This is a genomic window from Saccharothrix sp. 6-C (assembly GCF_016695385.1).
Lineage (GTDB): Bacteria > Actinomycetota > Actinomycetes > Mycobacteriales > Pseudonocardiaceae > Actinosynnema > Actinosynnema texasense.
In genome coordinates this window covers 3,012,038-3,036,994 of the sequence record NZ_CP064192.1, presented here as the reverse complement: position 1 = coordinate 3,036,994, position 24,957 = coordinate 3,012,038, and the positions used below count along the sequence as shown (strand labels likewise).

At 72.8% G+C, this 24,957-nt stretch carries 22 protein-coding genes; 7 read left to right on the top strand and 15 right to left on the bottom strand.

Going from position 1 to position 24,957, the window contains the following annotated elements:
* Positions 1–2: 2 nt before the first annotated feature.
* The 5 genes from IOD16_RS13415 to IOD16_RS13395 form a co-directional block, all read right to left on the bottom strand.
* Positions 3–1,058 (bottom strand): LacI family DNA-binding transcriptional regulator, encoded by a 1,056-nt coding sequence (locus IOD16_RS13415; protein WP_201440311.1) that lies wholly within the window; start codon positions 1,056–1,058, stop codon positions 3–5.
* A 704-nt stretch (positions 1,059–1,762) separates the two neighbouring features.
* Complete coding sequence (locus IOD16_RS13410) at positions 1,763–3,448, bottom strand: amylo-alpha-1,6-glucosidase (protein WP_201440310.1); 1,686 nt, start codon at positions 3,446–3,448, stop codon at positions 1,763–1,765.
* Between the two features lie 10 nt (positions 3,449–3,458).
* Complete coding sequence (locus IOD16_RS13405) at positions 3,459–4,220, bottom strand: carbohydrate ABC transporter permease (protein WP_201441342.1); 762 nt, start codon at positions 4,218–4,220, stop codon at positions 3,459–3,461.
* Positions 4,221–4,267: 47 nt separating this feature from the next.
* Complete coding sequence (locus IOD16_RS13400; RefSeq protein WP_201440309.1) at positions 4,268–5,146, bottom strand: carbohydrate ABC transporter permease; 879 nt, start codon at positions 5,144–5,146, stop codon at positions 4,268–4,270.
* Between the two features lie 5 nt (positions 5,147–5,151).
* Positions 5,152–6,393, bottom strand: a complete 1,242-nt coding sequence (locus IOD16_RS13395) for a sugar ABC transporter substrate-binding protein (protein WP_201440308.1) — start codon at positions 6,391–6,393, stop codon at positions 5,152–5,154.
* A 165-nt stretch (positions 6,394–6,558) separates the two neighbouring features.
* Here IOD16_RS13395 and IOD16_RS13390 point away from each other — a divergent pair, with 165 nt between their 5' ends.
* The 3 genes from IOD16_RS13390 (at position 6,559) to IOD16_RS13380 (ending at position 9,762) form a co-directional block, all read left to right on the top strand.
* Positions 6,559–7,569 (top strand): LacI family DNA-binding transcriptional regulator, encoded by a 1,011-nt coding sequence (locus tag IOD16_RS13390; RefSeq protein ID WP_201440307.1) that lies wholly within the window; start codon positions 6,559–6,561, stop codon positions 7,567–7,569.
* Between the two features lie 73 nt (positions 7,570–7,642).
* Positions 7,643–8,989 (top strand): beta-xylosidase, encoded by a 1,347-nt coding sequence (locus IOD16_RS13385; RefSeq protein WP_236594951.1) that lies wholly within the window; start codon positions 7,643–7,645, stop codon positions 8,987–8,989.
* A gap of 95 nt (positions 8,990–9,084) precedes the next feature.
* Positions 9,085–9,762, top strand: a complete 678-nt coding sequence (locus IOD16_RS13380; RefSeq protein ID WP_201440306.1) for a hypothetical protein — start codon at positions 9,085–9,087, stop codon at positions 9,760–9,762.
* 70 nt (positions 9,763–9,832) lie between these two features.
* On the opposite strand, the gene IOD16_RS13375 is transcribed toward IOD16_RS13380, so the two are convergent.
* The gene (locus tag IOD16_RS13375; protein ID WP_201440305.1) at positions 9,833–10,393 is read right to left on the bottom strand and encodes an EF-hand domain-containing protein; all 561 of its coding nucleotides are present in this window, start codon (positions 10,391–10,393) and stop codon (positions 9,833–9,835) included.
* Positions 10,394–10,518: 125 nt separating this feature from the next.
* Entirely contained in the window at positions 10,519–11,385 is an 867-nt protein-coding gene (locus IOD16_RS13370) for a LysR family transcriptional regulator (protein ID WP_201440304.1), read from the bottom strand.
* A 91-nt stretch (positions 11,386–11,476) separates the two neighbouring features.
* Here IOD16_RS13370 and IOD16_RS13365 point away from each other — a divergent pair, with 91 nt between their 5' ends.
* A complete protein-coding gene (locus IOD16_RS13365) occupies positions 11,477–12,193 on the top strand; it encodes an SDR family oxidoreductase (protein ID WP_201440303.1) in 717 nt (238 codons plus the stop codon).
* 208 nt (positions 12,194–12,401) lie between these two features.
* On the opposite strand, the gene IOD16_RS41440 is transcribed toward IOD16_RS13365, so the two are convergent.
* The 3 genes from IOD16_RS41440 to IOD16_RS13350 form a co-directional block, all read right to left on the bottom strand.
* Positions 12,402–12,974 (bottom strand): SPW repeat protein, encoded by a 573-nt coding sequence (locus IOD16_RS41440; RefSeq protein WP_442978101.1) that lies wholly within the window; start codon positions 12,972–12,974, stop codon positions 12,402–12,404.
* Positions 12,916–13,317, bottom strand: a complete 402-nt coding sequence (locus tag IOD16_RS13355; RefSeq protein ID WP_201440301.1) for an ATP-binding protein — start codon at positions 13,315–13,317, stop codon at positions 12,916–12,918. Before IOD16_RS13355 ends, IOD16_RS41440 begins: the two co-directional genes overlap by 59 nt.
* A gap of 71 nt (positions 13,318–13,388) precedes the next feature.
* The gene (locus IOD16_RS13350) at positions 13,389–13,577 is read right to left on the bottom strand and encodes a hypothetical protein (protein WP_201440300.1); all 189 of its coding nucleotides are present in this window, start codon (positions 13,575–13,577) and stop codon (positions 13,389–13,391) included.
* Between the two features lie 804 nt (positions 13,578–14,381).
* Between IOD16_RS13350 and IOD16_RS40955 the strand changes: the two genes are divergently transcribed.
* Entirely contained in the window at positions 14,382–16,574 is a 2,193-nt protein-coding gene (locus tag IOD16_RS40955; RefSeq protein ID WP_201440299.1) for a rhamnogalacturonan lyase family protein, read from the top strand.
* Positions 16,575–16,667: 93 nt separating this feature from the next.
* Here the strand turns inward: IOD16_RS40955 and map are convergent, their stop codons facing one another.
* Positions 16,668–17,474 carry a type I methionyl aminopeptidase gene (gene map / locus IOD16_RS13340; RefSeq protein ID WP_201440298.1) on the bottom strand — a complete coding sequence of 269 codons (807 nt, stop codon included), beginning with the start codon at positions 17,472–17,474 and terminating at the stop codon, positions 16,668–16,670.
* Between the two features lie 87 nt (positions 17,475–17,561).
* Between map and IOD16_RS13335 the strand changes: the two genes are divergently transcribed.
* Positions 17,562–17,834, top strand: a complete 273-nt coding sequence (locus tag IOD16_RS13335; protein ID WP_123741946.1) for a helix-turn-helix transcriptional regulator — start codon at positions 17,562–17,564, stop codon at positions 17,832–17,834.
* Here the strand turns inward: IOD16_RS13335 and IOD16_RS13330 are convergent.
* Together IOD16_RS13330 and IOD16_RS13325 are read right to left on the bottom strand one after the other, a co-directional pair.
* Positions 17,831–18,418: a hypothetical protein gene (locus tag IOD16_RS13330; protein WP_201440297.1), complete on the bottom strand. Its 588-nt coding sequence runs from the start codon at positions 18,416–18,418 to the stop codon at positions 17,831–17,833. The genes IOD16_RS13335 and IOD16_RS13330 overlap by 4 nt on opposite strands.
* Positions 18,419–18,565: 147 nt before the next feature.
* Positions 18,566–19,279, bottom strand: a complete 714-nt coding sequence (locus IOD16_RS13325; protein ID WP_201440296.1) for a class I SAM-dependent methyltransferase — start codon at positions 19,277–19,279, stop codon at positions 18,566–18,568.
* A 121-nt stretch (positions 19,280–19,400) separates the two neighbouring features.
* Here IOD16_RS13325 and IOD16_RS13320 point away from each other — a divergent pair, with 121 nt between their 5' ends.
* Positions 19,401–20,072 carry an AIM24 family protein gene (locus IOD16_RS13320; RefSeq protein ID WP_123741948.1) on the top strand — a complete coding sequence of 224 codons (672 nt, stop codon included), beginning with the start codon at positions 19,401–19,403 and terminating at the stop codon, positions 20,070–20,072.
* A gap of 130 nt (positions 20,073–20,202) precedes the next feature.
* On the opposite strand, the gene IOD16_RS13315 is transcribed toward IOD16_RS13320, so the two are convergent.
* Both IOD16_RS13315 and IOD16_RS13310 read right to left on the bottom strand, forming a co-directional pair.
* Complete coding sequence (locus tag IOD16_RS13315) at positions 20,203–20,961, bottom strand: maleylpyruvate isomerase family mycothiol-dependent enzyme (protein ID WP_201440295.1); 759 nt, start codon at positions 20,959–20,961, stop codon at positions 20,203–20,205.
* A gap of 80 nt (positions 20,962–21,041) precedes the next feature.
* Positions 21,042–24,395, bottom strand: coding sequence for a DEAD/DEAH box helicase (locus tag IOD16_RS13310; protein WP_236594950.1), 3,354 nt, complete (start codon positions 24,393–24,395; stop codon positions 21,042–21,044).
* Positions 24,396–24,957 lie beyond the last annotated feature (562 nt).

Below are 24,957 nucleotides of genomic sequence, written 5' to 3'. Positions count from 1 at the left end.
GGTCACCGGTCCGCCGGGCGGGGCGACGCGATGGACGAGCGGTCCCGCCTGGGCATGGGGACGCGGTGGACGGTCGGCGCCGGTAAGCGCTGCTCGGCGAGGAGCACCTCGACGGCCTTCGCGCCCAGCTCGTAGCGCGGGACGGCGATGGTGGTCAGCGCGGGACGCATCCACCCGGCGAGCGGGTGGTCGTCGAAGGAGACGACGGAGACGTCGGCCGGCACCGCGAGGCCGGCGTCGGACAGGGCTTGGTAGGCGCCGAACGCGAGTCGGTCGTCGAAGCAGATCAGGGCTCGGGGGCGGACGCGCCCCAGCAGCGCCTTGGTGGCGGCGAAGCCCTGTTCCGGCAGCCACCACCGACAGGACCGCGCGCCGGCGATCTCCACGCCGGCCGCGTCGAGCACCTCGCGGATGCCGACGAGGCGTTCGGCGGCGGTGATCGAGCCGGGTGGCACGTCGTCCGGGTCGACGCCCGCGCCCACCAGGCAGATGCCGTCCCGGTGCCCGGCGTCCAGCAGGGCGCGTGCCGCGGTCCGGCCCGCCTCGACCTCGTCGGGCACGACGACCGGCAACGGCGACGACCGGTCGGGCAGGGCGTTGAGCAGCACGGCGCGACCACCTTCGATCTCGTCGGGTACGGACACGTGCCTGGTGTTCATCGCCGCGTACACGATCCCGTCGACCCGGCGGTCGAGCATGGCCGCGATCAGCTTCTGCTCCGACTCCCGGTCGCCGTCCGTCTCGCCGACGAACAGCAGCGCGCCGTGCTCACGGGCCGCGTCGACCGCGCCGCGGATCATGTCCCCGGCGAGACCGGACGTGGCCACCGCGTCGGAGATGAACCCGAGCGTGTGGGTGAAGCCGGCGCTGAGGCCGGCGGACAGGACCTTGCGGCGGTAGCGGTAGCCCACGTCCTTCGCGGCCTGCCGCACCCGCAGTTCGGCCGCCGCCGAGATCCGCAGGTCGCGGCTCCGGCCGGACAGCACGAGCGAGGCCGTCGTGACCGAGACGCCGGCTTCCTTCGCCACGTCGGCCAGCGTGACCCGTTGTCGGTTCACCGGGATCTCCCGCACACGAGGCTCCGGACGGCCCGTGCCGGCACCGCGCCGCCGGCGAGGCGGGCGTGGCCGGCCCTCGGCGCCGTGCCGGCTTGGACCATGGACCTGGGAGACGTGCGCCGATCCGTCAGGGACGGGTGGACGCCGTGACCGGGGACTCGGGGCTCGCCAGTCCCGGGGCGGGGTTCTGCCCGCGCGAGCCGAGCGCCGGTAAGCAGCGACCGCGGTCGACGCACCGACAAGTGCTCTCATCGACGGGGAACATGGACTACCTCCTGGACTGCGTTGTCCCGGCGTTGCGCTCGGCGGTCGGCGACGTCCACTCGGGACGAGCCGGGCAGCGGTCCCACCGGGCTGAGCACCGGCGGGTGTCCTGGCTGAATGTTTTGGTCTTGACACCTGAACTTTCGGGCCAATGTAGCGCCGCGTTCCAAGCGAGTCAACGGCGAACCGGCCCGAACATGTGAACGCTCACCTAGCACCGCTGCGCAGGCCCTACACCGTGCTTCAGCTCGAACCCGGCACCGCGAACAGCATGTTTACTGTGACCCTAGACCATTTGGCGTAGCCGATCACGCACGCGGCTCACCCTCTTTGTGAACGTGCACATTGACGGCCGCAGGCCGTCCGCGCGATCGGCTACGCGCAGGTGGACGCTGATGGTTCATGACCGCCGACCGACTGTTCAGGCTGCGGGCGCCGCGCTACCGCCGGCGTTCGGCGTCACCGGCCAGCACCAGGTAGGCGCTCGCCGTCCAGGTGTAGGCGCGGTCGCGCTGGCCCTGCCCGGTCAGCGCGTCGAAGTTCTCCGCGAAGCCGGACTTCTCGCACACGGCGCGGAAGGTCGCGCTGACCTCGTCGGCGAGCGCCACCGCGCCACCGCGCCGCAGGCCGTCCTCGACCAGCACGGTCGCCGGCGCCCACACGGGCCCGCGCCAGTAGCCGTCGGCCTCGTACCACGGCGAGTCGGGCAGCTCGGTGGCCAGGCCGACCGGGGTGAGGTGGGCGGCCACGGCCGCGGCCACCCGGGCGTGCACGTCGGCGGGCAGCTCGGCGCCGAGGACGACGGGCACGAGGTCGAGCAGGCTCGCCGTGGCGCGCGGCGTGCCGTCGAGCGCGCGGCCGGCGAACCGGGAACCGTCCCACAGCCGGTCGAGCAGCGCGGCGAGCATCGTGTCGGCTTCCCGCGTCCAGCGCGTCACGGCCGGCGCGTCACCGATCTCGCCGGCCAGCCGGGCCAGTTCCCTCATCTGCACGACGAGGAACGCGGCCAGGTCGGCGGTCTGCACGAGCCGCTGCCCGCGGAACACCGTCGAGTTGTCCCAGCCGCTGTCGTTGCCGTGCTCGTAGTGCGCGAACGGCTCGCCCGGCACGCGGCGGTGGTCGAGCCAGAACGTCGTCCACGCCGCCAGTTGCCGGTACAGGCGCGGCAGCTCGGCCGCCGGCAGCCCGCCGGGCAGGCGCTCGCGCAGGCGGCTCACCGCCCAGCCGTGGATCGGCGGCTTGACGAAGTTGTGCAGCACCTCGGCGTGGGTGATCGAGTCGGGCAGCGCCCCCTCCTCGGTCTGGTGGTCGAACACCACCTGCAACTGGTCCCAGGCCGACTCCGGCGCCCCCGGCGCCAGCGCCAGGGCGTTGAAGCAGTGGTCCCAGCTCCACACCTTGTCCATCCAGTGCTTGGACATCAGCACCGCCGGCCGCGTGACGAACCCGGCGGGCGACACGGTCGCGGACCACAGCACGTAGCAGGCCAGTTCGGCGGCCGGCGTGCGGTCGTTGCGCCAGGGCGCCACCGCGTCGGCGAACCGCGCGAAGGACCGCCGTGACGCGGCGGCCACCTCGGTGAACGTCGCACCGGACGAGAAGGCGCGGCGGGCCGTGGTGAACTCCTCCACCGCGATCTCCCACTCCCCGCCGTCCTCGCCGACCAGGACCGCCCGCTCGGCCGTGCCCAGCGCGGCGGCGCCGACCGCCCGGGACCGTCCCGACAGGACGGTCACGCGGTAGCGGTGACCGGTCTCGTAGGAGGTGAAGACGTGCGACGAGGTGACCGGGTCGTGGAAGAAGTACGTCCCGGTGAACGGGGTCAGGGTCGGGTCCGCGGCGGCGATGCGCAGGCCCAGGCCGTGGCCGGTGATCCGCAGCGCGGAGGGCGACTCGAAGGCGGCCGTCGCCCTGCCCCGCCCCGAGGTCCACGTCAGCACCGCCGGGTCGGCCGTCACGTCCGCGCCGCCGGGCAGGGGGACCAACGACAGCACCGCGTGCATCCCGTTGCGGTGGGACACCAGGTGCAGGTCGTCGGCGTAGGTGGCGAGCGCGGTGACCGGGGAGAGGCCGAACCACGCCCCCGGGTGGCTGAACGGGATCTCCCGCACCGAGAAGTCGTCCACAGGCTTCCCTTCAGTCCTTGACCGCGCCCGAGGTGATGCCGGCGGCGACGAAGCGCTGGGCCAGCACGAGCAGCGCGGTGGCGGGCACGGACGCGACGACGGCCGTGGCCATGATCGCGTTCCACTCCTGGTTGTTGTTGCCGATGTAGCGGTAGATGCCGAGGGTCAGCGGTTTCAGCGCGCCACCGCTGTCCAGGGTGGTGGCGAACAGGAAGTCCGACCACGCCCACAGGAACGCGAACAACCCGGCGGTGACGACCCCGTTGCGGCTGGCGGGCAGCACGACCGACCAGAAGACGCGCAACGCGCCCGCGCCGTCGATCCGCGCCGCCTGCACGACCTCGTCGGGCACGGTCGACATGAACGAGGTGAGGATCAGCACCGCGAACGGCACCGCGATCGTGGAGTCGGCGAAGACCAGGCCCCACACCGTGTTGGTGACGCCGAGGCGCACGAACATCCCGTAGAGCCCCAGCGCCATCACGATGCCGGGGATCATCTGCGCGACCAGCAGCGCGAACACCAGCGGGCCGCGACCGGGTGGGCGCAGCTTCGCCAACGCGTACGCGGCGGGCGCGGCCAACGCCAATGTCAACACGACGGTGCCCACCCCGAGCAGCAGGCTGGTGCCGAAGTACGGCAACTGCTCGTCCAGCACGCGCGCGTACCCCTCGAACGTGGGCGTGACGGGGAACAGGTCCGGGGGCGACTTGCGCATCCGGCTCGCCGGGGTGAGGGAGACGTTGACCATCCAGTAGACGGGGAACAGCATCACGGCGGTGAGCAGCAGGCCCACCCCGGTCCGCCACCACGACCGCGTCACGACGCCTCCCGCTCGCGCTGCACGCGCACGTACACCAGGCCGGCGACGAGCGCGATCAGGATGAGCACGTTGCCCACCGCGGCGCTGGGCCCGAAGCGGGGCAGCGCGTTGCCGAAGCCGAGCTCGTAGGACCAGGTGGCCAGGGTGGTGGACGACCCGCCGGGCCCGCCGCGCGTCATGATCCAGACGAGGTCGAACACCTTGAGCGTGTAGACCAGGCCCAGCAGCAACGTGACCGTCGAGACGGCCCGCAGCAGCGGGAAGGTGATGTGCCGGAACGACTGCCAGGAGCTCGCGCCGTCCAGCGCGGACGCCTCGTGCACCTCGGTGGGGATGTCGCGCAGGCCGCTGTAGAGCACGACGAGGTTGAACGGGATGCCGATCCAGACGTTGGCGAGGGTCACCGACACCAGGGACCAGTCCGGCGACGTCAGCCAGTGCACGCCGTCGACGCCGACGAGGCCGAGCAGCGCGTTGACCACGCCCGCCTCGCTGTTGAGCATCCACGCCCACGTGGAGGCCGACACGATCAGCGGCAGCAGCCACGGCACCAGGAACAGCGCCCGCAGGGTCGCGGACAGCCGGAAGTTCCGGGAGAAGAACACCGCCATCGCCAGCCCGATGCCGTACTGCAGCGCCAGCGACACGGCGGTGAAGAGCACCGTGTTGAGCAGCGCGGTCCGGAACGTGGGGTCGGCGAACACGGTCAGGTAGTTCTCGAACCCCGTCAGCGGGGCGCCGCCGCGCACGAAGGACCGGACGGTGTAGTCGCGGACGCTCAGGTCGATGGTCGTCACCAGCGGGTAGGCGTAGCAGAGGAGCAGGTAGGCCACGATCGGGCTCAGGAACGCCCAACCGACGAGGTGCTTGCGCATGAGGCCTACTTCGCCGAGGCCGCGGCGGCTTGGGCGTCCTTCAACGCGTCGGCCGGCGTCTTGGAGGCGGTGAGCGCGGCCTGCACGGCGGTCCACAGCGGTTGCGAGATGCGCGGGTAGCGGGTGCCGAGGTGGTCGCCGGTGCGCCCCTTGGCCGCCTGCACCGCGTCCGCCCACACCGCCAACGCCGGGTTGTCGGCGACCTGCCGCTCGCGCACGGCCGCGACCGCCGAGACGTAGGTCAGGGCCGTGTCGGTGGCCTGCACGGTGTCCGGGCCGGTGAGGCAGTTGGCGATCTTCGCCGCGGTCGCCTCCCGGCCCTGGTCGTCCTGGACCGGCACGGTGACGAACTCGCCGCCGGTCGGCGCGGGCGCGACACCGCCGGTGCGGGCCGGGATCGGGATGACGCCGTGCTCGAAGCCCGCCTCGGCCGCGTTGCCCAGCTGCCACGTGCCGTTCTCGGCGAAGGCGTACTCGCCGGTGGCGAACTCCTGCCAGCTCGTGGTCTGCGTGTTGCCGATGACCGAGTTCGGCGCGTAGCCCTTGTCCACCCACGACTTCCACAGCTCCACCGCGGCCACGGCCTGCGTCGAGGAGAGGTCGGTGAGCTGCGCGCCCGCGCCCCAGAACCACGGCAGGAACTGGAACGTGCCCTCTTCGGTGCCGATCGCGGAGAACGTGATGCCCTTCTTGCCGGCCGCCGCCACCTTCGCCAGCGCCGCGTCCAGCGAGGCCCAGTCGTCGATCGACGCCGGGTCGACGCCCGCCGCCGCCAGGACCGCCTTGTTGTAGTAGAGCGCCAGGGTGTTCGCCCCGATCGGCACGCCGTAGGTCTTCCCCTCCGACTCGCCCGCCGCCAGGAGGTTCGGCGCCGCCTGGGACGCGTCGACACCGGTGTCCTGGTTGGCCTTCAGCACGCCCGCCTCGGCGAGGGTGGACACCACGGGGTTGTCCACGACCAGGACGTTCGGCGCGACCCCCTGCTGGGCGGCGAGCAGGACCTTGTTGGTCAGGTCCGACGTGTCGTAAGCCTGGCGCTCGACCTCCACGCCGGCCCGCGCGCCGCAGTCCTGGACCACCTTCGCCCACTGGGAGCCGCCGTCGAACTGGGGGTACGGGTCCCACACCGCGAACGTCCCGCCCCCGGCGTCGCCGGAGTCCCCCGCGGACGAGGTGCAGGCGGACAGGGTCAGACCGGCCGCGAACAGGGCGACGGCGAACCGGCGGGCGATCGGTGAGGGGTTCACGGGGTGGTCCTCCCTGGCGGCTGCGCTGACGACCCGTCAAGACCGTCGAGGTCGAACCGGTTCGACCCATGCGACGTCCGGTCAACGTAACCGTCCGAGCAGACCCGTGCAAGGCCTCATGGGCCTATCATCGACACTCTGTCGAACCGGTTGAACGGAGAGCGCATGAACATCGGCGAGATCGCGAAGCGGGCGGGCGTGTCGCGCAGCACGGTGTCCTACGCGCTGAGCGGGAAGCGCCCGGTGTCCACGGCGACCGCCCGGCGGATCAACGAGGTCATCGACGAGCTGGGCTTCCGGCCCAACGCCAGCGCGCGGGCGCTCGCCGAGGGGCGGACCCGCACGCTGAGCCTGGTCATACCGCCCGCCAGCAGCCGGCTCACCGACGCGCAGCTCGGCTTCGTGGCCAGCGTCGTCGAGGTCGCCGCCACCCACGACCTCGACGTGCTGCTGTCGCCGAGCGGCGGCGACCACGACCGGTCGTTCGAGCGGATCGTCACCGGTCGCCGGGTGGACGGCGTGATCCTGATGGAGATCCTGCTGGACGACGCGCGCGTGGCGCGGCTGGAGCAGGCCGGGCTGCCGTTCGTGACCATCGGCCACGTCGAGCACCCCGGCGCGTCGTGGTGGGTCGACGTGGACTACGCGGCGCTGATCCGGCGCTGCGTGCACCACCTCGCCGACCTCGACCACCGGGACGTGGTGCTGATCAACCGGTCCGACGAGCTGGTGGCGGCGGGCTACGGGCCCGCCGTGCGGTCGTCGGCCGGTTTCCAGGAGGCGGCGGACGCGCGGGGGCTGACCGCGCACACCGTCTACTGCGCCGACGAGCCGGCGGCGGGGCTGACGTGCTTCGAGGACATCCGCCGGCGCTGGCCCGGGGTGACGGCGGCGGTGACGATCAACGAGGCCGCGCTGCCCGGCCTGCAGCAGGCCTTGCACCGGGCGCGCCTGGACGTGCCGCGCGACTTCTCCATCACCGGGGTCGTCGCCGGTCGTCTCGCCGAGGGCTTCCACCCACCGCTGACGGCGGCGGACGTGCCCGCCGAGGAGATGGCCCGCCTCGCCGTGGACCTGCTGGTCGAGCGGATCGCCGACCCCGCCGCCACGCCTCGCAACGCCCTGCTGGAACCGGCCGTCTCCCTGCGGTCGAGCACCGGCGCCCGCCGCCGCTGACGAGTTCCGCGACCGTTCCGCGACCGTCCCGCCGCCGTAGGTCGAACCGGTTCGTGCCCCTGAGGAGTCGATCGTGCGTCCCGAACCCGGCGGACCAGCCGCTCCCCCCGCGGCCCCGACCACGCCCGGCGCGCCCGCCGCCGAGCGGGTCGGCGTCGACTTCTCCGCCACCGGCGGCGCCCCGACCCACCGGGCCTCGGGGTGGATCTACGGGATGACCGAGGACGCGTCCGGTCCCGCGGACCGCTTCTTCCACGACGTGCGGTTCCGCCGCATGCGGGCCGGCGGCGCGCAGCTCGACAGCCCCGGCGGCTGGGTCTCGGGCAGGTACGACCGCCGCTGGCGCGCGACCCGGGCGCAATTGCTGCGCACCCGGTCGTTGGGCGGCGAGTTCATCCTGCTGCCGCACGACCTGTGGGGCGCGGACGGCCACCCCATCGCGCGGTTCCCCGGCGACGACGGCGACTGGGCGGACTACGACGCCTTCCTGACCCGCCTGATCCACGACGTCGGGGCCGCGGGCGCGCCCGTGCAGTGGGACCTGTGGAACGAGCCGAACCTCCCGACCTTCTGGAACCGGCCGCAGGCGCAGTACTTCGAGCTGTGGCGCCGCACCCACCGGCGCGTGCGGGCGGCGTTCCCGCGACAGCCGATCGTGGGGCCGAGCTTCGCGGGCGTGCCGACGACCGACGGGCCGTGGTGGAACCAGTACCTCGACTTCGTCCGCGCCACCGACACGGTCCCCGACGTCGTCAGCTGGCACGCGCTGCCCGGCGACCCGGTGGCCGACGTGGCGGCGGCGGACACCACGCTCGACGCGCGCGCCATCCCCCACCCTCGTCCCTACCAGGTCAACGAGTACGGCGCGGGCGACGAGCAGAACCCCGGCGCCGGCTCCTGGTACATCGCCAGGCTGGAACGCGCCGGCGCCGACGGCCTGCGCGCCAACTGGGCCGGCGCGGCGGACCTGCACGACGACCTCGGCAACCTGCTCGTCCGCGACCCCTCCGGGCGGCACCTGCCGAAGGGCGAGTGGTGGGTCTACCGCTTCTACGGCTCGCAGACCGGCCTGGTGGCCTCGGTGACGCCCGGTCCGACCCGCGACGCGTTCGCCACGGCGGCGCCGGGCGCGGCGAAGGTCCTGGTCGGCGGTCGCGGCACGCCGGGCGCCGTCGCGGTCGCGTTGCAGCGCCTCGACGCCACCAGCGGCATCGTGCGCGACGGCCGGGTGCGGGTGGTCGTCCACCGCGTCCCGCACAACGGCGGCGGCGCGGTGCGGGGACCCGTCACCGTCCGGGACGCCGTCGTGGCGCTGTCCGGCGACGCCACGACCGTCGACCTGCCGCGCGCCGACGTCGAGGACGCGTTCACCATCACCGTCCTGCCACCGCCGGCGGCTCGGGGGGTGGGGATTCCGTAGTGGATCGCCCCTTCCGCCGGCGGGCCGCGCCCGCGACCGCGATGGTGGCGGGAAGCCGGGCCGCACCGGCACGGCTGGGTCGGAAGGGGTTCGGCATGCGTCGGTCACCGCGCGGCATCTCCGCGGTGTTGGTCCTGGTGCTCGTCTCGATGGGGGTGGCGCTGCCCGCCCGGGCGGCGGAGGCGTCGCGGCACGTGGTGTCCATCGCCCACGCGCGGACCCTGCCGCCGGGGACGGTGGTCACCGTGGCCGGCACGGCCACCACCCCGTCGGGCGCGTTCGAGTCCAGCTTCTTCGACCGGGGTTTCGCGATCCAGGACCGCACCGCCGGGATCTACGTCAGCGTCCCGGTCGACCCGGACGTGACCCCGCGCGACAAGGTGCGGGTCACGGGCACGCTGCGCGACAGCTACGGGCTGCTCGTCCTCGTGCCCGCCGACCCGGCCGAGGTCCACGTGCGGGGCAAGGGCCCGGAGGTCCGCCCCGTGCCGCTCGCCACGGGCGCGGTCGGCGAGGCCACCGAAGGGCTGCTGGCGCGCGTCACCGCCACCGTCACCCGGGCGCCGGCGTCCGACCTGCCGTACGGGCACAAGTTCTTCGTCGACGACGGCTCCGGCGAGCTGACGATCTTCGTCAACACCGGGACGGGCATCGACCTGACCGGGCTCGCCGTGGGCCGCACCGTCCGCGTGACGGGCTTCAGCAGCCAGTTCGACACCCACTACGAGATCGACCCGCGCTCCCCGGACGACATCGTGGTGCGGCGACCGTGAACGGCGCTCGCCGGGGTCGGTGAGCGGACCCGTGCGGCGGTGGCGAGCCGCCGCACGGGTCGCGGACGGGTCACGCCACGGGGCGGCCCATCCACCAGTTGCCCGGCGCGTCCGGGTCCGTGCTCGACCAGAACTCGACCGTCGCCCGGGTGAACTCCTCGGCGGTGAGGTAGCCGTCGCCGTCCACGTCGAGGTGGCCGAACGCCTCGGCGGCCTCCGCCTCGGTCAGGTCGGGGAAGTGGCCGCGCTGGAACGCGAGGTACTCGTCCGGGCTCACGCGGCCGTCGGCGTCGAGGTCGGCGATGCCCAGGAACGCCTCCGCCACCGCGCCGACGCTGCTCCGCGCGGCGTCCGGGTCGTCGGCGAGGGAGCCGGTGGAGGCGACGAACTGCTCGCGCGAGATGGACGTGCCGCCGCCCGGGATGTGCGGCAGGTGCAGCTCGTGCCAGATCCGCAGGTAGGCGTCGACGATCCGCTGCTCCTGCGGCGAGTCGGGGTCGTGCCCGAGCGCGGCCGCGGCCCTCTTGCCCATCAGGACGTGGTCCTGCTCGGTGAGCAGCCCGTCGCCGTCGGCGTCCAGTCGGGTGAAGCCGTGGTTGATCTTCGCCTTGAGCATGTCGTTGACCGGCACGAAACCTCCGCACGCACGTGATCGGGTGATCCGGACGGCTCACAGGATGGTGCCGCCGCCGGCCGCCGGACAACGCCCGAACGGGTCGCCGGGACGCACGATCGGGTGGACGTGGTGCACGGCGCTCAGCGCGGTGCGGCGTCGCGGAGCCCGGCCGCCGAGCGGACGAGCGCGGCGACGGCCCGGGAGCGGCTGCCGGCCGGCCAGGCGATCACCGTGGTGACGTCCGGCGCGTCCACGACGGGCACGGCGACGTGGTCGGGCCACTGCCAGGCGCGGCTGGACGCGGGGATGACGAGCAGCGCCTTGCCGAGCGCCACGAGCTGGGCGAGCTGCGACTGGGTGCGCACCTCCGGCCCGGGCCCGTCCGGGTAGGTCCCGTCGAGCCGGGGCCAGCGGGCGATCGGCAGGTCCGGCACGGCGCGGACGTCCGCGAGCGCGAGCCGGTCGCGGGCCGCCAACGGGTGCCCCGCGGGCAGGAGCGCGACCTGGCCCTCGACGTGGAGGTCCTCGGTGTCGAAGCCAACGAGGTCGTCGAACGGGCGGTGCATCAGCGCCACGTCGGCGCTCCCGTCGCGCAGCAGCCCCGCCTGCTCGCCCACCTCGCACAGGAGCACCTCGACAGGTGCCGCGCCGGGTTCGCGGGCCGCCGCGTCGAGGAGCCGTTGCAGCAGCTCGTGCGACGCCCCGGCCTTCGTCACCAGCACCAGCGGCCGCCTCGGGTCCCCGGCGCGGCGGGTCCGGCGCGCGACGGCCGCGACCGCGTCGAGCGCCGTCCGGGCCTCGCGGAGCATCACGCCGCCGGCCTCGGTGAGCGCCACGCCGCGGCGGTCCCGGTCGAAGAGCCGAACGCCGAGCCGCTGCTCCAGCCGGCGGATCGCCCGCGACAGCGGCGGCTGCGCGATCCCGAGCCGATCGGCGGCACGTCCGAAGTGCAGTTCCTCGGCGACGGCGACGAAGTACGCCAGTTCCCGGGTCTCGAGGTCGTGCACGGACGGAGCCTACCGCCTGATACCCGTGGGGTATCACGGCTTACCGGATCGATCTTGGACAGCGGGGCGCGACGCGCCGAGCATCGCTCTGGTGGACGACACGAAGATCGCGCTGGTCACCGGCGCGAACAAGGGAATCGGTTTCGCCATCGCCCGGGGCCTCGGGGCGATCGGCTTCACGGTCGCGGTGGGCGCGCGTGACGGGGCGAGGCGCGAGGACGCCGTCGGACGGCTGCGCGCGGAGGGCGTCGACGCGTTCGGGGTCGCCCTCGACGTCACCTCCGACGACAGCGCCGCGGAGGCGGCGGCGACCATCGAGCGGACCGCGGGACGGCTCGACGTGCTCGTCAACAACGCCGGCATCGCCGGCCGGTCCGACAACGGCGCCCAGGACCCGACGACGCTGGACCTCGACGTCGTCCGCGCCGTCCTCGACACGAACGTGCTCGGCGTGGTCCGGGTGACGAACGCGATGCTCCCCCTGCTGCGCCGCGCGGGCTCGCCGCGCATCGTGAACATGTCGAGCACCATGGGCTCGCTCACCCTGCGCACCGGCCCCGTCATGGCCGCGTACGCGCCGTCGAAGTCGATGCTCAACAGCGTCACGGCGCAGTACGCCCGCCGCCTCGCGGACACGACCGTCATCGTCAACGCCGCCTGCCCCGGCTACGTCGCGACCGACTTCACCGGCTTCGCCGCGCCGCGCACCCCCGAACAGGGCGCCGCGATCGCCATCCGGCTCGCCACCCTGCCGGACGACGGGCCGCGCGGCGGCTTCTTCGACGACGAGGGCCCGATCCCCTGGTGACCGGACCGGCCCCACCCCCGCTCGACTCTCCCGGGCCGAACTCGACTTCGACCTGTCGATCCAGCCGCACCCCGCGGCCGACGACGTGGTCGTGGTCCGCGGCGACACCCGCGTCTTCCTGGACCCCCGGGCGGCGCAGGCGTTGTCGGACAAGGTGCTGGACATCACCCTGGCCGTCGCCGACGCCGACGCCGACCGGGAAGGGGCGTCACCCGTCCTCCGGCTCCGCGGTCCTCAATGGACGGATCGCCGCGGTGATCGCGGCGCCGAGCACGGCGACCGCACCGCCGACCACCAGGTCGTTGACCGTCGCGGCCGTGGCGTCGACCTCGCCCCGGTAGCCGACCAGCCACGGCGCGACGGCCGGCCACACCCCCGCCACGACCAGCACCGGCCCGGACCACCGGGCGTCCGCGGGCGCCATCGCACCGGTCAGCGCGACCACCACGACGACGACCCCGGTGACCACCTCGTTGCCGTGGCCGGTGAACGAGACCCCGAGGACGCCGTACCCCAGCGCGAACGGCGACACGACCAGCCACAGCCCGAGCAGGAACGCGCCCGAGCTCAGCCGGGCGGCGAAGGCGTGGCGTCGCGGGGTCCGCGCCGGTCGGACGCCGACGGCGCGGAACGAGTGGTCGAGTTCGTGGTCGATGACGACCTCCTGGTGCGGTGGTTCCGGTCGGCCGGGCGGGCCGCGGGCGATCGAGGCGGGTCGGAGGTCAGTCGTCGAACCGCACCTTGGCCCACACGGTCGTGTTCGCGGCGGCCGAGACGACACCCCACTGCTCGACCAGCCCGTCGACGATGAGCAGCCCGGCTCCGAGGCGCCACCGGGCGGCGTGCCGGGGCGTGTGGTCGCGGACCCGGACCGTCACCGTGCCGGTCCACGCGTCCGTCGTCAGCTCCAGCACGTAGGGCGGTCCGCCGTGGCGCCAGGCGTTGTCCAGCAGCTCGCCGACGACCACGCCCACCCGCAGGGCGTCCCGGTCGGACCGACCGTCGACGCGGTCGCGCAACCAGGACGCGACCTCGGGTCCAGGCGGGCGGTCGTGGTCCTCCATGACCAGGACGACGGTGTCGTGGCCGCGCGCCGGATCACGGGGGTGCCGCTCGGAGTACACGTTCCAGCATCCCGCGACCCGGCCGGGGTGGACCTGACGATCACCTTGCGGTTGCCGGTTCCCACCGCGGCTCAGTCCGTGCAGTACGAGCACGAGTGGGGTCCGATGGCGCGGTCGCGCCCGCTCCAGCCGTCCGCGACCGCGCGGGTCCACAACAACCGCCAGACCGCGTGCGGGTGGCCGGTGTCGTAGGACCGACCGCACTGGTCGCAGATCAGCAGGAGGGCGGCGGAATCGTGCTCGGCGGGAATCGCGGTCACGCTGCCGCAGCTCGACTTTCGGTGAGGGGCCGGGGGGCGGGCGTCGGCCGCGACGATGCGGCGGCGCCCGGTCGTGCACGGGGATCGTCACCTGAGAGCGTGCACCACCGCGGCCGACAACGGCGCGGATGAACCTTGCTTTCAGCTTGCGATCCCCGCGCCGGGCGTGACGGGTCGTCAGCTCCCCGGTGCCGGCGGACGCCGAGTCGGTCTTCGACGTCGTGAGGCTCGACCTGGTGCGGCTGTGGCCGGGTGAGCGCACCGTCGGGCGGCAGGTCACGCTGAGCGTCCTGCGCGCCGCGCCTGGACGACGCGCTCGAAGCCCTCGTCACGACCGTCCGCGCGGAACGCGCCACCCCCGCCCGGCTTCCCGGGCCCGCTCCCCCGCTGAGAATGGTCGACTCGCGTGGGTACCGCCCCCGCGAGTCGCGACACCATCATGCCCCGGACCACGGCCGTCGCACCTGACGAACACCTGACGAACAGTCGACGATCCGCCGACGACGCGCGATGCGTTAAAACGGTTTCACTCACTGCCCCCGAACTGGGAAATCTCCATCAGCGCTGCTGTCAACCATGATCTCCCTCATGGCCGGAGGTTGACAGCTCCTTGGAACGCCTGGTTCGCTACCGAGCTAGGTAACCGTTTTCATGCCTCATCCCACACGCCGCCGCGTCCTGCCGTGGGAGGAGCCGGTGTCCCCGCCGCCACAACCGAACCGTCCGATCGCCGGGGTGCCCGCCACCCCGGCACGTCAAGGGACCATCATGAGACGACCGACAAAGACGTCCGCAGTCGTTGCCGTGACCGCAGTCCTGTCCGGTGTGGCGGTGGCGGTGCTGACCGCGCCCGCCGCGCACGCCGCGACGACCCGGTACGAGGCCGAGGCCGCACCCGCCACCTGCGACGGGGCCCTCGCGTCGAACCACTCCGGCTACTCCGGCTCCGGGTTCTGCGACTCCGGCGGCGCGGTCGGCGCGACGGCCCGGTTCACGGTCGACGCGGTCGGCGCCGGCGCCGCGACCCTCGCCATCCGCTACGCCAACGGCTCCACCGCCCGCCCGGCCGACATCAGCGTCAACGGCGCGGTGGCGCAGGCCGGCTCCGCGTTCGACGGCACCGGCGCGTGGAACACCTGGACGACCAAGACGCTCACCGTGCCGTTGACGGCGGGCCGCAACACCGTGCAGCTCGCCGCCACCACCACCGCCGGGCTGGCCAACATCGACTACCTCGACGTCACCACCGCCGGCGGCGAGGCGGGCGTCCGGAAGATGGAGAGCCTGGGCCGCGGCGTGGTGGCGGTGCGCTCCGGCACCTCCGGGGTCCTGGTCAGCTGGCGGCTGCTGGGGTTGGACCCGGCCGGGATCGGCTTCAACGTCTACCGGTCCACCGACGGCGGCGGCGAGGTCAGGCTCAACTCCGCCGTGCTGACCGGCGGCACGAACTTCACCGACTCGACGGCCGACGTCACCCGGGCCAACAGCTACCGCGTCCGACCGGTGGTCGCCGGCGTGGAGCAGGCGCCCAGCGGCGCGTTCACCCTGGCCGCCAACCGGGCGGTCGAGCCCGTGGTCCGGGTGCCGTTGCGCGCCGGCGGCGCGGTGAAGTTCCTGTGGGTCGGCGACCTGGACGGCGACGGCGAGTACGACTACGTGCTCGACCGGCAGACCTCGCCGCAGAAGATCGAGGCCTACCGCCGCGACGGGCGGTTCCTCTGGCAGGTCGACATGGGCCCCAACAGCACCGACCAGGACAACATCGAGGGCGGCTCGTCCACCATCGACGTGGGCCACAACGACGGCGTCACCGTCCAGGACCTCGACAGCGACGGCCGCGCGGAAGTCGCGGTGCGGATCGCCAACGGCGTCACCTTCGGCAACGGCGTCCGGTTCGCCGACAGCAACAACAACCGCCAGTTCATCGCCATCCTCGACGGCATGACCGGCGCGCCCCGCGCGACCGCGCCGGTGCCGACCGACTACCTGGCCGACGGACCGATGTACGCGCGCTTCGGCGTCGGCTACCTCGACGGCGTCAACCCGAGCCTGGTCTCGTTCATGAAGAACCGGATCGGCAACGGCGACTTCAACCTCATGTTCGCCGCCTGGCGGTTCACCGGCTCCGCGCTGACCATGCAGTGGAAGTTCCTGCGCGGCAACCAGAACCTGCCCGACGGCCACAACACCCGCATCATCGACGTCGACGGCGACGGCAAGGACGAGATCGCCGAGATCGGCTTCGTGCTCAACGGCAACGGCACGCTGCGCTACACCCTCGGCCCGGCCGGCGTGGTGCACGGCGACCGCTTCCACCTCGCCGACCTGGACCCCGGCCGCCCCGGGCTGGAGGGCTACGGCGTCCAGCAGGTCAACCCGAGCGGCCTGCGCGACTACTACTACGACGCGGCCGGTGGCGGCATCATCTGGCGGCACACCGAGTCCGGAACCGCAGACGTGGGCCGGGGCATGGCAGGCGACATCGACCCCCGCCACCCCGGCATGGAGGTCTGGGCCTTCTCCGGCGTCTACAACGCGGCCACCAACCGGCTCACCCAGTCGAGCACGTCGTTGCAGCCCTGGCCGCAGCTGGGCCTGTACTGGGACGGCGACACCACCATGGAACTGCTCAACGACGGCAAGTTCGAGAAGTGGAACCCGACCAGCCCCACCACGACCAACAGCGTGCCGCGACTGCTCACCACCTCGCAGTACGGCGCGGTCGACGCGGCGCAGGGCAACTCCCCCACCCTCTACGGCGACCTCTTCGGCGACTGGCGCGAGGAAGTCGTCTACACCAACGCCGCGTTCACCGAACTGATCATCTTCACCACCGACCGACCGAGCGGCACCAGGCTGTACACGCTGGCGCACAACCCCGCCTACCGCAACGCGATGACCCTCAAGGGCTACTTGCAGTCCCACCACGTCGACTACTTCCTCGGCGCGGGCATGGCCACTCCTCCCCGACCGGCCATCACCTACCCGCCGAGGTAGCCCCGCCCGGCGTCGCCGGGTGACGTGAGCCAGGAAGCCGCCCGCCGCGGGATGTCCCCCGGGCGCGGCGGGAGGCTTCCCAGACCCCGCCGGTCACCCGCCGGCGGGGTCGGCCTTCGTCGCGGGCTCTTCCGAGTCGCGCCGGGTGAGCACCAGGGGTTCGTCCTCGGTGATGGCGATCGTGTGCTCCGAGTGGGCCGTGCGCGAACCGTCGGCCGAGCGGATGGTCCAGCCGTCGTCGTCGTAGACGATCCGATCGGTCGTGCGCGTGAACCAGGGTTCGAGCGCGAGCGTCAACCCCGGCCGGAGCGTCAGGCCGCGGCCCGGCCGGCCCTTGTTGGACACGTGCAGGTCCTCGTGCATGGTCCGGCCGATGCCGTGGCCGCCGAACTCGGTGTTGACCGGGTAGCCGTGGTCGCGGGCCACCGCCCAGATGGCCGCGGAGATGTCACCCAGGCGGTTGCCGGGCCGCGCCACCTCGATCGCCGCCTCCAACGCCTCCTCGGTGGCGCGGATGATCCGCAGGTCCTCCTCGGCGGGCGTGCCGACGATCACCGTGCGCGCCGAGTCGGCCACCCAGCCGTCGATGCCGACCGCGAGGTCCGCGCTGAGCACGTCGCCGTCGCGCAACGCGTAGTCGTGCGGCAGGCCGTGCAGCACGGCGTCGTTGACGGACAGGCAGATGACGTTGCGGAAGGGACCGCTGCCGAAGGACGGCGCGTAGTCCCAGTAGCACGACTCCGCACCGCGCCGTTCGATCATGCCGCGCACGTGGTGCTCCAGGTCCAGCAGGTTGACGCCCACGTCGGCGAGCCGGCCGACCTCGTCGAGCACCTCGGCGACGAAGCGCCCGGCCACGTGCATGCGGCGGATCTCCGCAGGCGTCTTCAACTCGATCACGGAAACCTCGCGCCCCGGGGTGTTGGTATTGTTATACCGACACCGTAGCACTTGCCGGTATTACAATACCAACCCTATCCTGGGGGCATGGTCCGCCAACCGCTCACCCCCGAGCAGATCGAAGCAGGCAGGCGTCTCGGCGCCCTGCTGCGCCGCGCGCGAGCGGAACGCGACCCGGCGGAGGTCGCGCAGGCGGCCGGCATCTCGCCGGAAACCCTGCGCAAGATCGAGACCGGCCGCCTGCCGTCACCGGGGTTCGGCACGATCGTCAGCCTCAGCGAGGCCCTCGACCTGCCGCTGCACGAGTTGGCGGCCACGTGGCGCGGCGGCGGCGACCAGCCGCTGAAGGCCGTCTCCTAGCCGGCGCGGACCGCGTCCCGGGCCACCTGCCGCCACCCGTCGCGCAAGCCGGCCACGACCGTCCCCCACAGGACCGCCGCGCCGCCGAAGCCGGGCACCAGCCGCCACGCCCACTCCGGCCCGACCGCGCCGAGCACGACGGCGAACACGGCCGTCCCGCAGAGCAGCGCGGCCAGCAGCAGGTACCGGTTCGAGCCGAAGAGCTTCGCGAACGGCGCGAAGTGCGCGCCGACGACGAACAGCACCCACGCGGGTGTCGCCCGGGCGAGGTCGAGCGACGCCAGCAGCCGTGCGCCGCCGAAGATCGCCACCAGCATGAGCAGCACCGCGATCCCGTACCCCTTGCCGAACGGGCTGTCGGACCGACCACCACCGGGGGGCGACCCACGACCGGCGCGGCCGAAGCGGAACACCCACCCGGTCAGCGCCAAGGCGATCACGGCACCCACCACCGCGAGCGCGGTCCCGCCGGCCGACACCGCCGCCACCCCGGAGAACCACCACCCGGCGCCGAAGCCGACACCGATCAGCGAGGTGATCATCAACGTGACCACGTGACCCCTGGTGAACCGCCCGTCACCCATTCCGTCCCCCTTGGTCGCGATTACCCGACGAATCCTCACATGCCGAGAACTCGGTCATCACCGCCAGGGGCCACCGATGCGTTGCTTTCATGCAACACTGAAGCTATAGAGAGTGCGAAAGGCAGGCATCTCGTCCGACCCCACCGGTCAGGTGCGGGTGACCTCGGGCAGTCGCGGGCGGACCGCCCTCATCCACAGGTGCCACGGGAACGCGTCGTCGGCGACCCGAGGCTCCCGCAGGGCCTCGATCAGCAGGCCGGACTCTTCCAACGCCGTGGTGTAGGCGCTCAACGGGTGGTTCCACCCCTGGAACTTCATCCGCAGCCCTTCCCGCTCGACCTCCTCCTCGAAGCGGTGACGTCCGAAGTAGGGGCGGTCGAGGACGAACACGCCGTCGCGGCGGCTGCCGGTGTTGGTGATCGGGTGGGTGATCGACAGGCAGAGCCTGCCGCCGGGTTCGAGCACCCGGCCGATCTCGCCGATGGTGCCCGCCGGGTCGTCGACGTCCATCAGCACGCAGTAGGCGACGACGAGGTCGAAGCTGTGGTCGGGGAAGGGGAGATCCTCCGCGTCGGCCCGCAGGTACCGGCTCCCGGGATCGGCCAGCCGCGCTGCTTCCACCAGGGTCGGCGAGGCGTCGATGCCGGTGACCCGGTGCCCGCGCTCGACGAGGTCGCGGGCCACCCGGCCCTCGCCGCAGCCGACGTCGAGGGTGGCCCGGCCGGCGGTCGGCACGAGCGCGAAGAACTCGTCGCGATAACGCCAGTAGGAGTCGAGGCCGGGTTCGCGGACCCAAGCGATCCAGTTCCGCGCCTGCTCTTCCCAGTCCTGCCCGGCTGCCGTCAGCGCCTTCTCCGTCACCGGCGGCACCCTAGTGCGGTGGGCGGACGAAACCGACCGGGTTTCCACCGCCGGGCTCGACCCGCGCGTCGGCCGTGCCCCCGGTGGTGCGGCCGACGATGATCACCTGCACTATCGGGGGATGCGCAGCTCACTGTTCAACCACGCCGAGCGGTCCGTCGAGCCCGGCAGCTTCCAACTGCAGAACGACCGCATGCTCAAGGTCGACCTCACCGGCAGCGGCGGGTTCTTCTTCGCCAAGCAGGGGTCGATGGTCGCCTACCAGGGCGACGTCGACTTCGCCTACGAGGGCAGCGGCGGCCTCGGCAAGCTGTTCAAGAAGGCCTTCACCGGTGAGGGGATGTCGCTGATGAAGGTCTCCGGCAGCGGCGACGTGTTCCTCGCGCAGGACGCCGACGAGGTGTTCGTGCTCTACCTCGAGAACGAGGGCGTGACGGTCAACGGCAAGAACGTGCTCGCGTTCGAGAGCACCCTCAAGTGGGACATCAACCGCGTCGAGGGCGCGTCGATGCTCAGCGGCGGCCTGTTCAACACGACGTTCACCGGCACCGGCGCGCTCGCCGTCACCGCCTTCGGCACGCCGGTCGTGCTGAACGTGGACGTGCCGACGTACGTCGACATGCAGTCCTCCGTCCTGTGGTCCACCTCGTTGCAGTCCTCGATCCGCAAGACCGCCAAGCTCGGCGCCGCCATCGGGCGCGGCTCGGGCGAGGCCTACCAGCTCGCGCTGTCGGGCCAGGGCATCGTGGTCGTGCAGGCGTCCGAAGGCCACCCGGCGCCGCCCAACCAGTGACGTGTCGCCGTGACGGGCCCCGGTCCTCACCGGGGTCGGGGCCCGTCACGGCGCTCCCTGAGGACGCCGTCCCTCATGCCTTCGCGCGCCTCGACCCCGGCGGCCTTCACCGAGGTGTGAGAGGTGCGGGTCAGGCGGGTTCCCAGGCGGCCAGCCAGTCGAACAGGCGTCGGTCGCCGTCGAGCTCCAAGGAGTCGGCGGGGATGCGGCCGTAGAGGAACAGGACCACGTCGGAGGCCGGGCCCCGGGCCGAGGCGTCGGCGGCGTCCGTGCCGACGTCGGTCACCAGCGCGCCGTCGGCGGAGAGCAGCAGTCGCCAGGAACGGCCCTCGGTGGCGTGGTAGTCGACGACGGCGGGCTCGTGCGGCCAGGGGGACGTCGTCGCGCAGCACGTGACCAGGAACTCGTCCACGCCGTCGAACGCCACGACCTCCGGCAGCGGCTCCGGGGCGCCCGCGGCGAGCTGGGCGTCGTAGGTGTGCACCGCGATCTCCTGGAGCTGGTGCCGTGCGACGGCGCCGGTGGTCCTCGGCGACTGCGAGGCACCCCACCACGTCCAGCAACCGCGATCGGGGCCGGCTTCCCGCAGCGCGTCGAGCAGCTGCCGCGTCCCCTCGGCCAGCCACTCCAGCAGTGCCTCGCGCTCCCGAGGCGGGTCCTGCTGCCACGTCGACCTGGCCGCGGGCGCGTCGGCGGGCCCGGCGGCGACGGTGGCCGCCCAGCGACGGCGTCCCTCCCCGATGTGCCGCACCAGGTCCAGCAACGTCCACTCCGGGCAGGTCGGCACCGTCACGTCGAGGCTGGGCGCGGAAGCGACCGCAGCCCGAAACGCCGCCGACCGCTCGTCGATCAGCTCCGACAACCGCGCGAACCCCAAACTCTCATCCACCGGCGCTGTCTACCACCCCGCCAGTCGACCGCACAGCGAATTACGCGGTCGACCAGGTCGGTCCGGGAGAGCTGCCGGGGTCAGGTGGGGAGGTTCGCGGACAGCACGTCGAAGTAGCGCTGCGAGGACCAGGCGGACCGGTTGCCGATGACGTAGAGGCGGCGCTTGGCACGGCTCACCGCGACGTTGAGGAGGTTCGGCTTGCCGGCTGCCCAACGGCGCGCGCCCGGACGCGCCGGGTCACCGCCGAGGACGAGCACCACGACATCCGCCTGCTTGCCCTGCGCGGTGTGGATGGTGCCCGCCACCAGCCCTGGGTGCCGACGGGCGCGGGTCGCGACGCGTCGCGCGATGTCGCGGAACGGGGCGACCACCATGACCTCCGACATGTCGAAGTCCAAGTCCGCCAGGGCGCCGAGCACGCGGTCGAGCCATTCGCCCTCCTCCGGCACCCAGTGACCCTGCGAGGTGTTCGACACGACGTCGATCCACTTCGACGCCGGCAGCTCCGGGTAGGCCTCGGCGAACCGCTCCCCCGCCGCCTCTCCCGTGCCGTCGATCATGAGGCCGTCGTAGGCGATGGTGTTCACGATGTCGAACATCGGCTGGTCGCAACGCCGGTGGACGGTCAGCGGCACCCCGACCCACGTCTCGCCCTCACCGTCGGGCAGCAGCGTGCCCAGCGGCGTCAGGCGGTCGGCCAGCCGCTGCACGGAGGTCCGGCTCGCCGACCACCGCTCGTCGACGCCCAACTGCGACCTGATCGCCTGCTCGGCGCGGAAGGGCAGGGTGGTCACCGGTTCCAGCTGCAACGGATCGCCGACGACGACCGCACGCCGCGTGCGCCACAACGCGCCGACCGCGTTCTGCGGGGTCGCCTGCCCGGCTTCGTCGACCAGCAGCCAGCCGAGGGCTTCGTGCCCCAGGTGCCCGAAGAGCCTGGCGTAGGAGGCGAACGTCGTGGAGACCACCGGCACGACGAAGAACAGGCTGCGCCACGCCTCCAGGGCCGCGTCCGCCGTGATGTCCGACGGCGCCTCCCCCGCGACGAGGTCCATGGCGGCTTGCAGGTTGCGCCGCATCTGGGTGGGCGCGTGCCGGAGGAACGCCTTGTGCAGTGCCAAGGCGGCCAGGAACAACTCGCTGCGGGCGGCGTTCCACTCCGGGTCGGTCCACAACGCGGTCGTCTCGCGGCTCTCACGGTCGTGGTGCCACGCGTCGCCCGGGAAGTGCCTGCCCAGGGCGTCCGCGCCGGCCTCCGTGAGTCGCCGCGCGTCGGCGAGTCCGACCTCGCGGACGCGGAGCGCTCGTTCGCTCTCCTCACCGGCCAGTCGCGCGGCTTCCACGTCCCGGTGGGCGGCGGTGACATCGCGTTCCGCTTCCGTCAAGGCCGCCGGGATGCTTGGCGGACGGGGTGTCGTCGGAGGTGGGACGCGTTGCGCCGAGGCCAATCCCGCCTGCGCCTGTTGGACTTGGTGGGCGAGCCACGCGTCGTACCCCCTCCACTGCCGGTTGAGGCTGCCGAGCGTCCGCAACCACTCCAGGAAGCCGGGGCGGTTCCGCTGGTGCTCGCGGTGGGCGTGCCAGCGGATCCCCAGCTGTTCCCGCCAGGCCGCGACCGCCTGCTCGGCGGAGGCCAGGTGCTCGCGCGTGATCCGGTCGACCTCGGCCCGGTGTGCCGCTTCGACCTCGGCGAACTCCGCACCCAGCCGGTCGGCCACGACTGCGGCGGTGGTGTGCCGGTCGCGGGCGGACGCGAGGCGTTCCCGGGCATCGGCAACGTCCCGCCGCAGGCCCGCGACCTCCTCCGTCAGCCGGCGGTGCCGCACCACCGCCTGGTACACCTCGGTCCGGCGAGAGCGGATGGCGTTCACGCGCGACTCCACGGCGCGGAACTCCGCCACGGCCTGCCGCCACGTGGATCCGGGTGTGGTGTTCTCGTAACCCTTGAGGACCGCGAGCATCCCGTCCCACGACTTCGGGTCGTCCTTCTTCCTGGTCTCGTACCAGAAGGCGTTGACGAAGCGGCTGCGGTTGGCCTTGTTGCCCAGTCGTGCCGCGACGAGCGCCCAAGCGGCCGTCGTCTCCTCGGAACCGGCGCCGGCATCGTGTTCCGACCCGGACCCGGACCCGGAGCCGGTTTCGGTGGCGAGCAGGCTGCCCGCGATCTCGGCGAAGTAGTCGACCTCGGCGGCGTGGTCGCGCCAGGACGAGTGGATCGCGTCCGCCGCCGGGATCTCGTCGGTGACGTTCTGCACCGCGCCGTTGTTGGACGACGCGACCACCATCTCGAACCCGACGAGATCGGAACGCCACTCGCCGACGACCCGCGTGCGCTGCCCGGTCTTCCACCGCAACTGTTTACCGGTGAACGCCTTGCCGGGGTCGCCGAGCGTCGACAGCCGTTCGGCTCGTGCCACGACCAGCGCCGCGACCAGATCGCGCAGCATCGTCGTCTTGCCGGTGCCCGGCGGTCCGTTGACACCTGTCACACCGGCGCCGGGCATGCTCGCCGCGGTGCTCACCGCGAGCTGCTGGTTCAGGGCCAAGGGGTGTTCGGGGTTGCTCGGCCACCGGCCGGAGGGCACGAAGTCGGGCGCGGTGGCCTCCAGCACGGTGTGGACGTCGTCACGGACGTCGACCCGCCTCGACCTGGCGATCACCTCCTCGGGCGCCAGGTAGTCGCGCAACGCCGCGCCGAAGTCGCCGTCGGCGAGCCGCCCGGCCACGGTGCCCAGGTCGTCCACGATGAAGCTGTTGAGGAAGTCGTGGTGATTCGAGGTCGCCGTGCGCCGGGCCACGACCTGGCTGCTGACGCGGATCCCACCCGGCCGCAGGGCGACGCCGGCGCCCGTGGCGGCGACGGCGGCATCGAGGCAGGCGGTGAGGCGGTCGTGGTCCAGGCGCAACGGCGTCGGGACTTCGGCGTGACCGCCCGGTCCGACGTCCTCGACGGTGACGATGTCCCGCCAGACCTCGGAGAACCCCTCGGCGGACTTGTCGAAGCCGGACAGCCAGTCGACCGGGCCGCCTCCGTGTCGAACCACCTGGCCGGTCGCCCAGGCACAGCTGGAGAGCACTTCCGAGTCGAGCACGGCGTGACCGCTTTCGTCCACCGCGAACGCGCCGACGGCGCTCTCACCCGCCGGACGCTCGTCGTAGCTCTCCGCGTCCGGGGTGAACACCCGCGACAGCACCTCGAACACGCTGTCCAGCGGGTAGATGCCGAGGTAGACGACGTGGCGCCAGGCCTGGTTGGGCCGCAGCCGCCGACGTGCCAGCTCGTGGCCGGGTTCCCACGGCAGCGGTTCACCCGGCCGCACGGCGTAGACCATGCGCTCGCGGTCGACCTTTTCGGTCTTCTGCGGGCTGAACATCTCCACCGTGCGCCAGAACTCGACGATCCGAGCCGTGTTCGCGTCCGCCGCCGCCATCGTCGCCCCCGTTCCGCCCGTCGACCGCAGGCGGGGGCCGAGGCTACCGGCAGGTCGTTCGTGAACGATCGTCACGAGGCAGCACCGTGGTGGTGTACCCGATCAAGGGTGTCGCACGACGGCGCGAAGCCGGCGTTGACCGCGCCGGGGGGCTGGACGTGGCGGCCGACGGCCCGGCCCTGCCGGTCGAGGTGGAGAAGTGGCCCGGGTCCGGCATCGGCCGGGGCGGCGCGGTGGCTGTCCGGTGCGATCGGCAGGGCGGTCCGCCTGGTGCGCGATCCGGCGCGGGCGACCAGGGCCCGCGACGGGACCGGCCTGAGCGCCCTGCCGGTTCTGTCAATGTCTACTTTGATCGGTCTGAACGAGCGGATCGCGCGGCGGGGCGCCCATCCGGTGCCGGTGGACCGGCTGTCTGCTGCACGGTCACCCTGGTCGACTGCCGCCGCGAGACCGACGGCGTCGGCTCCGGCCTCGAGGTGTCCGTGCTCACGCCCGGCGACATCGGCCCGGAGGGTGCTCCGCGCGGGCCGCTGGGGAGCACGGCGGCCCGCGAGTCGTCACC

Coding starts and splice junctions, on each gene's coding strand:
- IOD16_RS13405 (WP_201441342.1), bottom strand. CDS start 4,220: ATGCTGTTCCCCGTCTACTGGATGGTCAACGTCTCCCTCACCCCGGCG.
- IOD16_RS13400 (WP_201440309.1), bottom strand. CDS start 5,146: ATGCGCAAGCACCTCGTCGGTTGGGCGTTCCTGAGCCCGATCGTGGCC.
- IOD16_RS13390 (WP_201440307.1), top strand. CDS start 6,559: ATGAACATCGGCGAGATCGCGAAGCGGGCGGGCGTGTCGCGCAGCACG.
- IOD16_RS13380 (WP_201440306.1), top strand. CDS start 9,085: ATGCGTCGGTCACCGCGCGGCATCTCCGCGGTGTTGGTCCTGGTGCTC.
- IOD16_RS13335 (WP_123741946.1), top strand. CDS start 17,562: ATGGTCCGCCAACCGCTCACCCCCGAGCAGATCGAAGCAGGCAGGCGT.
- IOD16_RS13330 (WP_201440297.1), bottom strand. CDS start 18,418: ATGGGTGACGGGCGGTTCACCAGGGGTCACGTGGTCACGTTGATGATC.
- IOD16_RS13320 (WP_123741948.1), top strand. CDS start 19,401: ATGCGCAGCTCACTGTTCAACCACGCCGAGCGGTCCGTCGAGCCCGGC.
- IOD16_RS13310 (WP_236594950.1), bottom strand. CDS start 24,395: ATGGCGGCGGCGGACGCGAACACGGCTCGGATCGTCGAGTTCTGGCGC.